General features: G+C 73.2%; 13 protein-coding genes. 6 read left to right on the top strand and 7 right to left on the bottom strand.

Features of this window, described 5'->3' with window-relative positions; translation table 11 throughout:
* Positions 1-84 precede the first annotated feature (84 nt).
* Positions 85-567 carry an SsgA family sporulation/cell division regulator gene (locus AC0666_RS03795; RefSeq protein ID WP_478707028.1) on the top strand — a complete coding sequence of 161 codons (483 nt, stop codon included), beginning with the start codon at positions 85-87 and terminating at the stop codon, positions 565-567.
* Positions 568-617: 50 nt separating this feature from the next.
* On the opposite strand, the gene AC0666_RS03790 is transcribed toward AC0666_RS03795, so the two are convergent.
* A complete protein-coding gene (locus AC0666_RS03790) occupies positions 618-2,042 on the bottom strand; it encodes an FAD-binding oxidoreductase (protein ID WP_478707027.1) in 1,425 nt (474 codons plus the stop codon).
* Positions 2,043-2,138: 96 nt separating this feature from the next.
* Between AC0666_RS03790 and AC0666_RS03785 the strand changes: the two genes are divergently transcribed.
* Entirely contained in the window at positions 2,139-3,737 is a 1,599-nt protein-coding gene (locus tag AC0666_RS03785; protein WP_478707026.1) for a tetratricopeptide repeat protein, read from the top strand.
* Positions 3,738-3,858: 121 nt separating this feature from the next.
* On the opposite strand, the gene hppD is transcribed toward AC0666_RS03785, so the two are convergent.
* A complete protein-coding gene (gene hppD, locus AC0666_RS03780; RefSeq protein WP_468968359.1) occupies positions 3,859-5,013 on the bottom strand; it encodes a 4-hydroxyphenylpyruvate dioxygenase in 1,155 nt (384 codons plus the stop codon).
* Positions 5,014-5,146: 133 nt separating this feature from the next.
* Here hppD and AC0666_RS03775 point away from each other — a divergent pair, with 133 nt between their 5' ends.
* The 4 genes from AC0666_RS03775 (at position 5,147) to AC0666_RS03760 (ending at position 7,920) form a co-directional block, all read left to right on the top strand.
* On the top strand, positions 5,147-5,617 hold the full coding sequence (locus AC0666_RS03775) for an Lrp/AsnC family transcriptional regulator (RefSeq protein ID WP_468582755.1): 471 nt from the start codon (positions 5,147-5,149) through the stop codon (positions 5,615-5,617).
* Positions 5,618-5,685: 68 nt separating this feature from the next.
* Positions 5,686-6,285: an ArsR/SmtB family transcription factor gene (locus AC0666_RS03770; protein ID WP_478707025.1), complete on the top strand. Its 600-nt coding sequence runs from the start codon at positions 5,686-5,688 to the stop codon at positions 6,283-6,285.
* Positions 6,286-6,394: 109 nt separating this feature from the next.
* Complete coding sequence (locus AC0666_RS03765) at positions 6,395-6,625, top strand: hypothetical protein (RefSeq protein ID WP_478707024.1); 231 nt, start codon at positions 6,395-6,397, stop codon at positions 6,623-6,625.
* Positions 6,622-7,920: an MFS transporter gene (locus AC0666_RS03760; RefSeq protein ID WP_478707023.1), complete on the top strand. Its 1,299-nt coding sequence runs from the start codon at positions 6,622-6,624 to the stop codon at positions 7,918-7,920. Before AC0666_RS03765 ends, AC0666_RS03760 begins: the two co-directional genes overlap by 4 nt.
* Here AC0666_RS03760 and AC0666_RS03755 read toward each other — a convergent pair.
* The 5 genes from AC0666_RS03755 to AC0666_RS03735 form a co-directional block, all read right to left on the bottom strand.
* Positions 7,850-8,647, bottom strand: coding sequence for a S16 family serine protease (locus AC0666_RS03755; RefSeq protein WP_361722345.1), 798 nt, complete (start codon positions 8,645-8,647; stop codon positions 7,850-7,852). The genes AC0666_RS03760 and AC0666_RS03755 overlap by 71 nt on opposite strands.
* An 89-nt stretch (positions 8,648-8,736) precedes the next feature.
* Entirely contained in the window at positions 8,737-9,378 is a 642-nt protein-coding gene (locus AC0666_RS03750; protein ID WP_007264382.1) for an IclR family transcriptional regulator, read from the bottom strand.
* A gap of 402 nt (positions 9,379-9,780) precedes the next feature.
* On the bottom strand, positions 9,781-11,565 hold the full coding sequence (locus tag AC0666_RS03745; protein WP_356846873.1) for a DEAD/DEAH box helicase: 1,785 nt from the start codon (positions 11,563-11,565) through the stop codon (positions 9,781-9,783).
* 117 nt (positions 11,566-11,682) lie between these two features.
* On the bottom strand, positions 11,683-11,847 hold the full coding sequence (locus AC0666_RS03740; protein ID WP_468968374.1) for a hypothetical protein: 165 nt from the start codon (positions 11,845-11,847) through the stop codon (positions 11,683-11,685).
* 11 nt (positions 11,848-11,858) lie between these two features.
* Positions 11,859-13,343, bottom strand: coding sequence for an MFS transporter (locus tag AC0666_RS03735; protein WP_468968377.1), 1,485 nt, complete (start codon positions 13,341-13,343; stop codon positions 11,859-11,861).
* Between the last annotated feature and the right edge of the window lie 56 nt (positions 13,344-13,399).

The raw sequence follows: 13,399 nt of genomic DNA, 5'->3' as shown, positions 1-13,399 counted from the left end.
TGCGGGTGTGGGGCCCGAACCGGCCCCGCACCCGGCACCCCTGCATTCCTGCACCCCTGCAGCCCGAACCGAGAAGAGGCCGCCATGCACCAGCACCCCGTCATCGAGCGCGAGCTGGAACTCAAGCTGGTCCTGTCCCCCGAGCGCAGCATCGCCGTCCCCGCCCGCCTGGTGTACCTGGCCGACGACCCGTACGCCGTTCACATCACCTTCCACACCGGCTCCAGCGCGCCGGTCAACTGGACTTTCGCGCGCGAGCTGCTGGCCGAGGGGGTGTTCCGCCCGTGCGGCCACGGCGACGTCCGGATCTGGCCCACGAAGGTGGACGACAAGGCGGTGTTGTGCATGGCGCTGAGCTCCCCGGACGGCGACGCGCTGCTGGAGGCCCCGGGGCCCGCCGTCTCGGCCTGGCTGGAGCGCACCCTGCGCGCCGTCCCGCCCGGCAGCGAGGCCGAGCGGCTGGGCCTGGACGAGGCGCTGGCCGAGCTGCTCGCCCCGACTCCGGCCGACGACCTGTGGATGCGCGACCCCTGGCCGTCGGACGAGTCGGCGGACGGCGAGCTGTGATGCCGGGCGGGCGGAGCCCCGTACCGCGGCCGCGGCGGCCGCGTGGGGCGTCAGTGGAGCTTGCCGGGGTTGAGCAGGCCGAGCGGATCGAAGGCCTGCTTGACCGCGCGCTGCATCTCCAGGCCCACGGGTCCCAGTTCGCGGGCGAGCCATTCCTTCTTCAGGACGCCGACGCCGTGCTCGCCGGTGATGGTCCCGCCGAGCTCCAGTCCCAGTTCCATGATCGCGTCGAAGGAGGCGCGGGCCCGCCGCGTCTCGTCCGCGTCGGCCGGGTCGAAACAGACCACCGGGTGGGTGTTGCCGTCGCCCGCGTGCGCGCAGACCCCGATCAGCAGGTCGTGCGTGCGGGCGATGGCGGCCGTCCCGTCCAGCATCTCGGCGAGCCGCGAACGCGGTACGCACACGTCGTCGATCATCGTCGCGGGCCGCAGCGCCTCCAAGGCGGTCAGCGACATCCGGCGGGCCCGCAGCAGCAGTTCGGACTCCGCCCGGTCCTCGGCGGGGACGACCGCGGTGGCTCCGGCGGCCGTGCACAGCCGCGCGACGGCGGCCAGGTCTCCGGGGGCCTGCGGGGTGTCGAAGGCGGCCAGCAGCAGGGCCTCGGTGGTCTCGGGCAGGCCCATCCGGCCGAGGGCGTTGACGGCCCGGACGGTCGTACGGTCCATCAGTTCGAGCAGCGAGGGCGCCAGGCCCGCCTCCATGACGGCGCAGACGGCCGCGCAGGCGGCCGCGGCGGAGGGGAACTCGGCGGCCAGCGCGAGCTGCGGGAGCGGCGCGGGGCGCAGCCCGAGGACGGCGCGCACGACCACGCCGAGGGTGCCCTCGGAGCCGGTGAAGAGCCGGGTGAGGTCGTACCCGGCAACCCCCTTGGCGGTGCGCCGGCCCGTGCGCAGCAGCCGCCCGTCGGCCAGGACCACGTCGAGGCCGAGCACGTACTCGGCGGTGACCCCGTACTTGACGCAGCACAGGCCGCCCGAGGCCGTGCCGATGTTGCCGCCGATGGTGCACTGCTCCCAGCTGGAGGGGTCGGGCGGGTAGTACAGGCCGTGCTCGGCGACGGCCCGGGAGAGGACGGCGTTGACGACGCCTGGCTCGACGACGGCGATGCGGTCGACGGTGTCGATCTCCAGGATCCGGTCCATCCGGATCAGGGAGAGCACGATGCAGCCGTCGGTGGCGTTGGCCGCGCCGGACAGGCCCGTACGGGCGCCCTGCGGGACGACGGGGACGCGTAGGGCGGTGGCGGTGCGCAGGACGTGCTGGACCTGTTCGACGGTGCGGGGCAGGACGACGGCGGCCGGGGTGCCGGCGGGGCAGAAGGCGGCCATGTCGGTGGCGTAGGAGGCGGTGACCTCGGGGTCGGTGAGGACGGCCTCGGCGGGGAGCCCTTCGAGCAGGCTCTCCGTCAGCCGCGCGGCGAGCGGGTGCCCGGAGCGCGGTACGGAGGCCTGGAGATCATCGGCTGTGAGATCCATGGGCTCAGCGTGGCACCGGGGGCCATCGGTGTGAACACGGCGGCGACCGGCTTCGGACAGCCGGGCACGCTCTTCATATTGACGCACAGTGCCTTCATGGACCGTATCGACGAGGAATCGCAGCAGCCCGTGCCGCCCGTGACCTTCACCGGCCGCAAGACGCTCGTGGCGGCCGCGGTTGCCGTGGTCCTGATCGTCGGGGCGCTGGTCATCCGGCCTGCCCGCCAGGGCGACGACGCGCGCCCGCCGGGTCCCAGCGAACGGGCCGCCTCGGCGGTCGGCATGGGCGCGCCCGCGGCGGCGGTGGACCTGACGGCCCTGGTCGCCGACCGGGAGAAGTGGGTCGCGGGGCATCCGGACGACGACGGGTCGTGGGCGGTGCTCGGGGCGGCGTACCTGGAGCAGGCGCGGCGGACGGCGGCCCCGGGCTGGTACCCGAAGGCGGAGAAGGCGCTGAAGCGGTCGCTGGAGATCCACCCGGCCGAGAAGGGCAACTTCGACGCGATGACGGGCATGGGCGCGCTGGCCAACGCCCGCGGGGACTACGCCACCGGCAAGAAGTGGGGCGAGCTGGTGCGGGCGCAGGCACCGCAGCGGTGGACGGCGTACCCGGTGCTGGTGGACGCCTACTCGGGCCTCGGGGACTACAAGGGCGCCGAGCGGGCGATGGAGCGGCTGGTGGACCTGCGGCCGGGACTGACGGCGTTCATCCGGGCCTCGCAGGTCTACCGGGACCGCGGCTGGCGCGAGGACGCGGCGATGGCGATGGAGCACGCGGCGGGCGCGGCGAAGTCCCCGGCGGAGAAGGCGTACGTGCTGTTCCGGCTCGGCGAGCTGGCCTGGGAGCGGGGTGAGACGACGGAGGCGCTCGGCCAGTACGAGGGCGCCCTGCGGGCGGACCCGGCGCAGGCGGAGGCCCTCGGGGGCCGGGCGCGGGCGCTGGCCGGGCTGGGCCGTGGCGGGGAGGCGGTACGGGACTACCGGCTGGCGCTGGGCCGGGCGCCGATGCCGCGACTGGCGCTGGAGCTGGGCGAGTTGCTGGAGTCGCTGGGGCGGGCGGACGAGGCACGGGTGCCCTACGACATGCTGCGGGCGGCGGCGCGGGAGGGGGCGGACGGGGTGAACGACGAGGTGGTCCTCGGCCTGTTCGAGGCGGACCACGGGGATCCGGGCGCGGCGGTGCGGCGGCTCATGCAGGAGTGGGCACGGCACAAGAACATGCAGGTGGCGGACGCGCTGGGGTGGGCGCTGCACAAGTCGGGGGACGACACGGCGGCCCTGGAGTACGCGAAGAAGGCGACGGACCGGGGTTTGCGCAGTGCGGACTTCTCCTACCACCTGGCGATGATCGAGCGGGGTGTCGGGGACGAGGCCGGGGCGCGGCGCCACCTCCAGGAGGCGATGCGCACGAACCCGCGGTTCTCGCCGGTCCGGGTGCCGCTGGTGAAGGAGGCCCTGGCCTCGATCGGCCAGCCACAGCCGGGCGGTCCGGAGAACATGCAGCCGCCCACGCCGTGGGTGGCGCCGGAGCTGCCCAAGCCGGCCAAGCCCGAGCCGAAGCCCGCGGCGGCGAAGGCGGCTGCGCAGAAGCCGGCCGCGGCGAAGCCGAAGGCGGCGGCTGCGCCGGCGAAGCCGAAGCCGGCCCCTTCGCCGACGCTGACGCCGGTGCCGGCGCCGAGCCCGTCGGGAGAGTGACACGGCGGCGGGCCGGGGCCCGGGAGCTCGTGCCCCGGACCCCGGCCCGCGTACCGCCGACCCCCGTACGGCAGGCCGCGTACGGCCCGTCTACCGCAGAGCCGCGTAGCCGCTGTGACGGCTAGAGGTTGCCGCGCTTGGCCTGCTCGCGCTCGATGGCCTCGAACAGGGCCTTGAAGTTGCCCTTGCCGAAGCCCATGGAGCCGTGGCGCTCGATCATCTCGAAGAAGACCGTCGGGCGGTCCTGGACCGGCTTGGTGAAGATCTGGAGCAGGTAGCCGTCCTCGTCGCGGTCCGCGAGGATCTTCAGCTCGCGCAGGGTCTCGATCGGGACGCGGGTGTCGCCGACCCACTCGCCCAGCGTGTCGTAGTACGAGTCCGGGGTGTCCAGGAACTGCACGCCCGCCGCCCGCATCGCGCGGACCGTGGCCACGATGTCGTTGGTCGCCAGCGCGATGTGCTGGACGCCCGCGCCGCCGTAGAACTCCAGGTACTCGTCGATCTGCGACTTCTTCTTCGCGATCGCCGGCTCGTTGATCGGGAACTTCACCTTCAGGGTGCCGTCCGCGACCACCTTCGACATCAGCGCCGAGTACTCGGTCGCGATGTCGTCGCCCACGAACTCCTTCATGTTCGTGAAGCCCATGACCTTGTTGTAGAAGCCGACCCACTCGTTCATGCGGCCGAGCTCGACGTTGCCGACGCAGTGGTCGATCGCCTGGAAGGTCCGCTTGGCCGGCGGCTCGACCATCGGGCCGACGGCGACGTAGCCCGGCAGGTAGGGGCCGGAGTAGTTCGAGCGGTCGACCAGCGTGTGGCGGGTCTGGCCGTAGGTGGCGATCGCGGCCAGCACGACCGTGCCGTGCTCGTCGGTCAGCTCGTACGGCTCGTCCAGGCCGCGCGCGCCCTGCTCGACGGCGTACTTGTACGCGGCGCGGGCGTCCGGGACCTCGATGGCGAGGTCGATGACGCCGTCGCCGTGGTCGGCGACGTGTTCGGCGAGGAAGCGGCCGCGGTCCGTGGTCGGCTTGATGACCGAGGTCAGGACGAAGCGCGCGGCGCCGTTGGTGAGGACGTAGCTGGCCGTCTCGCGGACGCCGTTCTCCGGTCCGGAGTAGGCGACGAGCTTCATGCCGAAGGCGGTGGAGTAGTAGTGCGCGGCCTGCTTGGCGTTGCCGACGGCGAAGACGACCGCGTCCATGCCCTTCACCGGGAAGGGGTCTGCCTCACGCGCGGTGTGCGGGGTGGTTTCGAGGTTCGCCAAGGAGTCAGTCATGAGCGCAGAGTCCCGCCGATCCACAAGCTGCGCAATAGTTTCCATTTCTCCTGTACAGGTTGCCCAGTAGGGGCGGAGGATGACTGAGAGATCTGTGCAGGATGACCACTCCCCGAGCGCCCTGGAGGCCCCGATGGGAATCGACGCACTCGACGGCCGGCTCATCGTGCTGCTCGCGCGGGAGCCCAGGATCGGGGTGCTGGAGGCCTCGCGCCGGCTCGGCGTGGCCCGCGGCACCGTGCAGGCCCGGCTCGACCGGCTCCAGGCGAACGGGGTGATCCGCGGATTCGGCCCCCAGGTGGATCCGGCGGCCCTCGGGTATCCGGTGACGGCCTTCGCCACGCTGGAGATCAAGCAGGGCCAGGGGGCCGACGTACGGGCCCACTTGAGCGGGGTGCCTGAGGTCCTGGAACTGCACACGACCACCGGGCACGGGGACATGCTGTGCCGGCTGGTGGCCCGGTCCAACGCCGACCTCCAGCGGGTGATCGACCGGGTGGTCGGCTTCGAGGGGATTGTGCGGGCCTCGACCGCGATCGTCATGGAGAACCCGGTGCCCCTGCGGATCATCCCGCTGGTGGAGCAGGCGGCGGAAGACCGCTGACACAGTTCCAAAGAACTGTTTGCAAAGAACTCATTGCATAGAGTCCTTTGCAAGTCTACGGTTGAGGCATGCCCGAAGAGCCCCAGGCCACCGAGCCCGCCAAGCAGCCACAGCTCCGCATGCTGGACGCCCGCTCCCTGCGCGGACTCGCCCACCCGCTGCGCATGCGCATGCTGGCCGCCCTGCGGCAGGACGGCCCGGCCACGGCCTCCCAGCTGGCCGAGCGGCTCGGGGAGTCCAGCGGCTCCACCAGCTACCACCTGCGCCAGCTCGCCGCGCACGGGTTCGTCGAGGACGCCCCGGAGCACGGCAAGGGCCGGGAACGCTGGTGGCGGGCCTCCCACGAAGGCACGGGTTTCGACGAGTCGATGCTGTACGACGGCGACCCCGAGACCCGGGGCGCCGCCGATGTCTTCCTGCACGAGATCGCAACGATCCACGCGCAGGAGATGGACACCTGGCTCGGCAATGCCCACGCGTGGCCGACGGAGTGGCGGCGCGGCTCCGACATCAGCGACTTCACGCTGCGCCTGACGCCCGAGCAGAGCCTGGAGCTGGTCCACAAGCTCCACGACCTGGTCAACAGCTACCGCGACCTGCCGGCGGTGGAAGGCATGGAGACAGTCCGCGTCCACACGCACGCCTTCCCCCGCCGAAGCGGGGCATAGCCGGCCGCCGGCCACCCGCCGGTCCCGCTCCGCAGGCTCGTCCCGCGCGGATGCACCTGTGCGTCCGCGCCCGTACCTCACCCCTCCCTGCCTGAGAAGGAGTCCTGCCATGCACGCCTTCCCGTCCGCCGCCCCGTCAGCCGAGCTCCATGCCGGCGCCCATGCCGCCCGCGGCGCCGAGCCGGCCGCCGAGGCCGCCGCCAGGCACCCCGCCGGGGAAGCCGCCCCCGCCACCTCCCTGCGCAACCGGCTCGGCGCGGCACTGATCGGCGCCGGGCTGCGCCTCGTCCAGCCCGGCCCCCTCCCCAGCCGGATCGCCCGCGCCCCGCACGCCGCATGAGCCGGCGGCCCTTCACGGCCGTCCTGGCCGCCAACACCGTCTCCATCGCGGGAAGTTCACTCACCCTCATCGGCGTCCCGTGGTTCGTCCTGCAGACCACGGGCAGCGCCGGGCGGGCCGGGGTCGTCGCCTTCTGCGCCACCCTGCCCGTCGTCGTCGCCGCGCTCGTCGGCGGCCCGGTCATCGACCGGATCGGCCGCCGCCGGGTCTCCGCGGCCTCCGACCTGATCTGCGGTCTGGCCGTCGGCGCGATCCCGCTGCTGCACTACGCGGGCCTGCTGGAGTTCTGGATGCTGTGCGCGCTGATGGCCGTCGGCGGCCTCGTGCACACCCCCGGCCTGACCGCCCGCGGGGTCCTGCTGCCCAGCCTGGCCGAGCACTCCGGAACCACCCTCACCCGGGCGGCGGGCCTCTACGACGCGGTCTCCCGCGGTGCCCGCATGATCGGGGCCGCGGTGGCCGGCCTGCTGATCGCGGTGTTCGGCGCCGAAGCCGTCCTGCTGCTGGACGCGGCCACCTTCGCCGTCTCGGCGCTGCTGGTCACCGCCTTCCTGCGCGGGGTGCCGGCCGCCGATCCGCAACCGGCCGCCGGCAAGGTCTCGTTCGCCGGCTACCGGGCCGAACTGGCCGAGGGTTGGACCTTCCTGACCCGTTCACGGCTGCTGCTCGGCATCACGCTGATGGTGATGATGACCAACGGCCTCGACCAGGGCTGGTCCTCGGTGCTGCTGCCCGTGCACGGCCGCGAGGCCCTCGGCGGCGCCACCGCGCTCGGCCTGCTGATCTCCCTGTTCGGCGGCTCCGCCCTGCTGGGCGCCCTGCTGTACGGGTGGTGGGGCGAGCGGTTCCCCCGCAGGACCGTCTTCGCCGCGGCCTTCCTGGTCTCCGGCTCGACCCGCTACGTCGTCGCCGCACTCACCGGCAGCACGCTCCCGCTCGCCGTGACGATGGCCCTGGCCGGGCTGGGTGCGGGCATGCTGAACCCGATCCTGACCACGGTGGTCTACGAGAAGGTGCCCGAGGAACTGCGCAGCCGGGTCGCCGGGGTGAGCACGGCGGGCTGCGAGCTGACCATGCCGCTGGGCGGGCTCGCCGCCGGTCTGCTGGTCGACGGGTTCGGGACGGCGCGGGCGCTGCTGCTGTTCGGCGGCACCTACCTGCTCGTCACGCTCGCGCCGCTGGTCTTCCCGGCCTGGCGCGCCATGGAGCGGGCGCCCGGGCCGGTCAGCACGACGGAGCCGGCTCTCCCCGGTTCAGCGCCCGCAGCGCGTTCACCGCATCCGTCAGCGAAGTGACGGGGACCAGCCGCAGCCCCTCGGGGAGCTCGGACTGGGCGTCCGTGCACTCCGCCTCCGGTACGAGGAACACGTCCGCACCGTCCCGGCGCGCGGCCTGGGTCTTCAGCGCCACCCCGCCGACCGCGCCGACCTTGCCGTCGGGGGTGATGGTGCCGGTGCCGGCGACGGTGCGGCCGCCGGTGAGGTCGCCGCCGCTGCCGTCCCCGTCGAGCTTGTCGACGATGCCGAGGGAGAAGAGGAGGCCCGCGCTCGGCCCGCCGACGTCGGCGAGGTGGAGCTCCACCTTCACGTCCTTGGGGTCCTTGTGGAGGTATCCGAGGGCGGCCCGGGAGGCGGCCGACTGCGACGTGGCCATTTCCTCCAGATTGTGCTCCTCGATCTCCTCGTCGCTTCCGCCCGAGGGGTAGACGGCCTCCTTGGGCATGACCGCCCGGGTGGTGTCGAACAGGTTGTCCAGCAGCTCGGGCAGGGTCACCGTGGTCGACGGGCCGGTCGCCTGGATGGTGGTCATCCGCAGCTGGCCGGTGGTCTGCCGGGTCGGGGCGCCGGAGACGACGATGACCTGCTTGCCGTCCCGGACACCGAGCACGTCGGCCGTGGGCCCGGGCCGGGCGATCACGAACGGCAGCGGCGCGAAGGCCGCGGCGGCGAACAGGCCGAGCACGGGCGCGGCGCAGGCGGCCAGGGCGGCGGGACGCGGCAGACGTGTGAGGCGAGAGAGCACCCGGCCAATCTATCGGGCGCCCGATGCGGCGAAGCCGCGCCCCGACGACGGGACGCGGCTTCGGCGGGGCACGGCCCCGTGCGGCGCGCTCAGCGCAGGGCGTCGGCGACCTCGCGGGCCGCGTCCACCACCCGCGGGCCGACCCGCTCGGGCACGGCGTCGGCCAGCATCACCACGCCGACGCTCCCCTCCAGCCCGGTGATGCCCACGAGCGGGGCGGCGGCTCCGCTCGCACCGGCTTCGAGCTCCCCGTGGGTCAGCGTGTAACCGGGCTCGATCAGCGAGCCCTGCCGCGCGGCCAGGATGGCCCGGCCGGCCGCGCCGCGGTCCAGCGGGTGGCGGAAGCCGGCCCGGTAGGCGACGTGGTAGTCGGTCCAGGTCGGCTCGACGACGGCGACGGCGAGCGCCTCGGTGCCGTCGACGAGGGTCAGGTGCGCGGTGGCACCGATGTCCTCGGCGAGGGAGCGCAGCGCGGGCAGTGCCGCCTCGCGTACGAGCGGGTGCACCTGCCGCCCCAGCCGCAGCACGCCGAGTCCGACCCGGGCCCGGCCGCCGAGGTCGCGGCGGACCAGGGCGTGCTGCTCCAGGGTGGCCAGCAGGCGGTAGACCACGGTGCGGTTGACACCGAGTCGGTTGGAAAGCTCGGTGACAGTCAGACCGTGGTCGGTGTCGGCGAGCAGCTTGAGGACCCTGAGCCCTCGGTCGAGAGTCTGGGAGGTTTCCGCGGTCACGACGCCTCTCCCTCTTTCGGTGGCGGCGGTGACTCTCACGGGGTGGAGCGCTGCCGGTCCCTCGGCGACGCACGGAGAGGCCGCCGGTAGCGGCCATGGCACCGGCTGCGCTCCCGCGGCGGCGCTGCCACGGGGCGTTCGATGCGGGGACAGTAGCGAGCGGGTCCGCTCAGCGGAAGTCCTCGTCCAGAATCCGGGCGCGTACTACCCCTTTATGACGGTTTCCGCAGGCCCGTCGGCGTCAATTCGTGATCGGCAGCGACCGGTTGGGTCCGTACGAAGCACCGCACGGACCCCACGGTCACATCTGGAGAAACCACCCACGGAGTCGGGGGGTCAAGCCGGGCGCCCGGGCTGCGGCCGGGGGGCGGGGCTGCCGGCCGGGGCCTGGGCGCCGGGGCGTCAGCGCATGCGCGTGGCCCACTCCTGGACCTTCTTGATCCGCTCCCGCAGCTGCCCGGCCGTGGCCTCCGCGCTCGGGGGCCCGCCGCACACGCGGCGCAGCTCCGTGTGGATCACGCCGTGCGGCTTGCCGCTCTGGTGGACGTACGCCCCCACCATCGTGTTCAGCGACTTGCGCAGCTCCAGCAGCTCCTTGTGGGAGACCACCGGCCGCCGCTCCGCGGGCAACTCCAGCAGGTCGGCCTCGGCGTCGGGCTTGCGGCGGCTGTGCGCGATCTGCCGCGACTGCCGCTTCTGGAGCAGCAGCTGCACCTGGTCCGGCTCCAGCAGCCCCGGGATGCCGAGGTAGTCCTGCTCCTCCTCGCTGCCCGGGTGCGCCTGCATGCCGAACTCGGCTCCGTCGTACAGCACCCGGTCGAAGACGGCGTCGGACTCCAGCGCCTCGAAGGACATCTGCTCGTCCTCGCCGGTGTCCTCGTCCTCCTGCCGGTTCGCCTCCTCCATCTCCTTCTCGGACTCGGCGTACGGGTCCTCCTCGCCCTGCTTCTTCGGCCGGTCGAGGACGTGGTCGCGCTCGACCTCCATCTCGTTGGCGAAGCCGAGCAGGTAGGGGATCGTCGGAAGGAATACGGACGCCGTCTCGCCACGTCTGCGCGAACGCACGAAACGTCCGACGGCCTGGGCGAAGAACAGCGGGGTCGAAATGGTCGTCGCGTACACGCCGACCGCGAGGCGCGGTACGTCCACGCCTTCGGACACCATCCGGACCGCGACCATCCAACGGTCGTCGTTCCCGCTGAAGTCGTCGATCCGCTTCGAGGCGCCCGCGTCGTCGGAGAGCACGAGGGTCGCCTTGGTCCCGGTGATCTCGCGGATGAGCTTGGCGTACGCGCGCGCCGCGTCCTGGTCGGAGGCGATGACCAGGCCGCCCGCGTCGGGGATGCTCTTGCGCACCTCCGTCAGCCGCTGGTCGGCGGCGCGCAGCACGTTCGGCATCCATTCGCCGCGCGGGTCCAGGGCCGTGCGCCAGGCCTGCGAGATGGCGTCCTTGGTCATGGGCTCGCCGAGGCGGGCGGCGATCTCGTCGCCCGCCTTCGTACGCCAGCGCATGTTGCCGCTGTAGGAGAGGAAGATCACGGGGCGCACGACGCCGTCGCCGAGGGCGTTCCCGTAGCCGTAGGTGTAGTCGGCGGAGGAGCGCCGGATCCCGTCGTTCCCCTCTTCATAGGTGACGAAGGGGATGGGGTTGGTGTCGGACCGGAAGGGCGTACCGGTCAGGGCGAGGCGGCGGGTCGCCGGGTCGAAGGCCTCCAGGCAGGCCTCGCCCCAGGACTTGGAGTCGCCGGCGTGGTGGATCTCGTCGAGGATGACCAGCGTCTTGCGCTGCTCGCAGCGGTTGCGGTGCAGCATCGGCCGCACGCCGACGCCCGCGTACGTCACGGCGACGCCGTGGTACTCCTTGCTGAGCGGCCCGGCGGAGTAGTCCGGGTCCAGCCGGATGCCTATCCGGGCGGCGGCCTCGGCCCACTGCTTCTTCAGGTGCTCGGTCGGCGCGACGACGGTCACCTGCTGCACCACGTGGTGGTGCAGCAGCCAGGACGCCAGGGTCAGGGCGAAGGTCGTCTTGCCTGCGCCGGGCGTCGCCACCGCGAGGAAGTCGCGGGGCTGGGTCTGCAGGTACCGGTCCAGCGCACCCTGCTGCCAGGCGCGCAGCTTGCTGGCGGTGCCCCACGGGGCACGGCCGGGGAAGGCGGGTGAGAGGTGGTGGGAGGCGGTAGTAGTCACGGTCTCCGGTTCGGGCTCTCGGCGGCGGTCGTACGTAGGACAACCGGGCCACCCTACCGGTGCGGGCCGACCCCTCGGCGAGGGACAGGCCCGCGACCTCGCCGGGTGCGGTGAGCGTCACACCGCTTCGTGCAGCGCCTTCAGCCGCCGGGCGATCTGGCCCGCGTCTTCGAGGCTTCCCGTCACCACCTCGATCACCAGCTTGTACGCCTCGTCCTGATCGACGTCGATCATTTCGGTCCCGTTGAAGTCGAGGAACACGACGGTGCACATCCACGCCATGCGCTTGTCGACTACTTTGCGGCGGGAGCCACGGCCGGTACGGCATCCACCCGGGTCGCGACCCACGCCCCCACCAGCGCCACGGCGGCCATCGGCAGGAAGACGACGACGAAGGCGGCCGGGTGCGAGGCGGTCGTTCCTTCCGCGAGGGCGTGGCCGGCGCCCGCCGCTCCCCCGCCCACCGCTCCCCCGCCCAGCGCCGCGAACGCCGCGCCCCCCGCGGCGAGCAGCACCACATTCGCCAGGGCGTCCGAGATCTGCAGGGCGGCGGAGTTGGCCCCCGCCTCCTCCGGCGCGGACAGCTTCAGCAGCAGCACGCTCGTCGAGCCGATCACCAGCCCCATCCCCAGGCACCCCAGCGCCCAGACCAGGGCCACCGTCCACACCGGCACCGCCTCGACCAGCACGGCCGGCGCCCCCGCGATGGCCGCCGCGACGAACACCATCCCCAGCACCATGAGCCGCTGCCGGTACGGCGCCACCCGCCCCTTGGACTGCACCCACGAGCCGCCCGCCCAGGTCACCCCGCCCAGCGCGAGCGAGAACCCGGCCAGCGTCGGGCTCAGCCCCCGCTGGGTGACCAGCATCAGCGGCACGAAGCTCTCCGCGGCGATGAAGGAGCCGGCCGCGACCCCGCGCAGCAGCACCACGGAGGGCAGCCCGCGCCGCGCCAGGTACGTCCCACGCGGCAGCAGCCCCAGCACCGCGGGCACCAGCAGGGCGGCCCCGACGAGACCGGGCAGCACCGACACCCACCGCAGGTCCTGGGCGGCGTACTGGAGCAGCCCCGCCCCGACGGAGATCCCGAGCGCCAACCGGATCCGCCGCCGGTCGAAGGCCGCGGGCGGCGCGTCCGCGTCGACGGGGCCGGAGGCGGTCCGCCGTATCGCGGGCAGCGCGACCGCCAACGGCACCACGACCAGCGCCGGAATCCCGAGGAACACCCACCGCCACCCGAGGTGCTCGGTCACCGTCCCGGCGGCCAGCGGTCCCACGATGGACGGCACGACCCAGCTCGCGGCGAAGGCGGCCATGATCGCGGGCCGCAGCCGCTCCTCGTAGGCCCGGCTGACGACGACGTACAGGGCGACGATCACCAGCCCGCCCCCGAACCCCTGAACGGCCCGCCCGAGCACGAACACCCCCATGCCCCCGGCGGTCCCGCAGCACACCAGCCCGGCGGCGAAGGACCCGATCCCGACGGTGAGCGGCCGCAACGGCCCCCGCCGGTCGGCCCACTGGCCGGAGAGCACCATGCCGAAGAGGCTGGTGGTGAAGTAGGCGGAGAACCCGAAGGCGTAGAGCCCGATCCCGTCGAGCTCCCGCGCGGCGACGGGCATGGCGGTGCCGACGGCGGTGGCCTCGAACGCGATGAGGAACACCACGGAGATGATCCCGACGCTGAGCGTCCGGTACGCGGACCCGAGGATCCCGCCCCCGGGCTGGGGCGGGACCGGCACGCTGCGCTGCGGAACGCGGGGTTCAAGGGCACTCATCGCCCCAGAGTAAGGCCCGTAGCCGCCGGGCGCCCCTGTCATTTCGACGGACCCCG

The organism is Streptomyces sp. NPDC043680, from assembly GCF_056436685.1.
The sequence above is the reverse complement of the archived record's forward strand: the minus strand, read 5'-3'. Positions and strand labels throughout refer to the sequence as shown.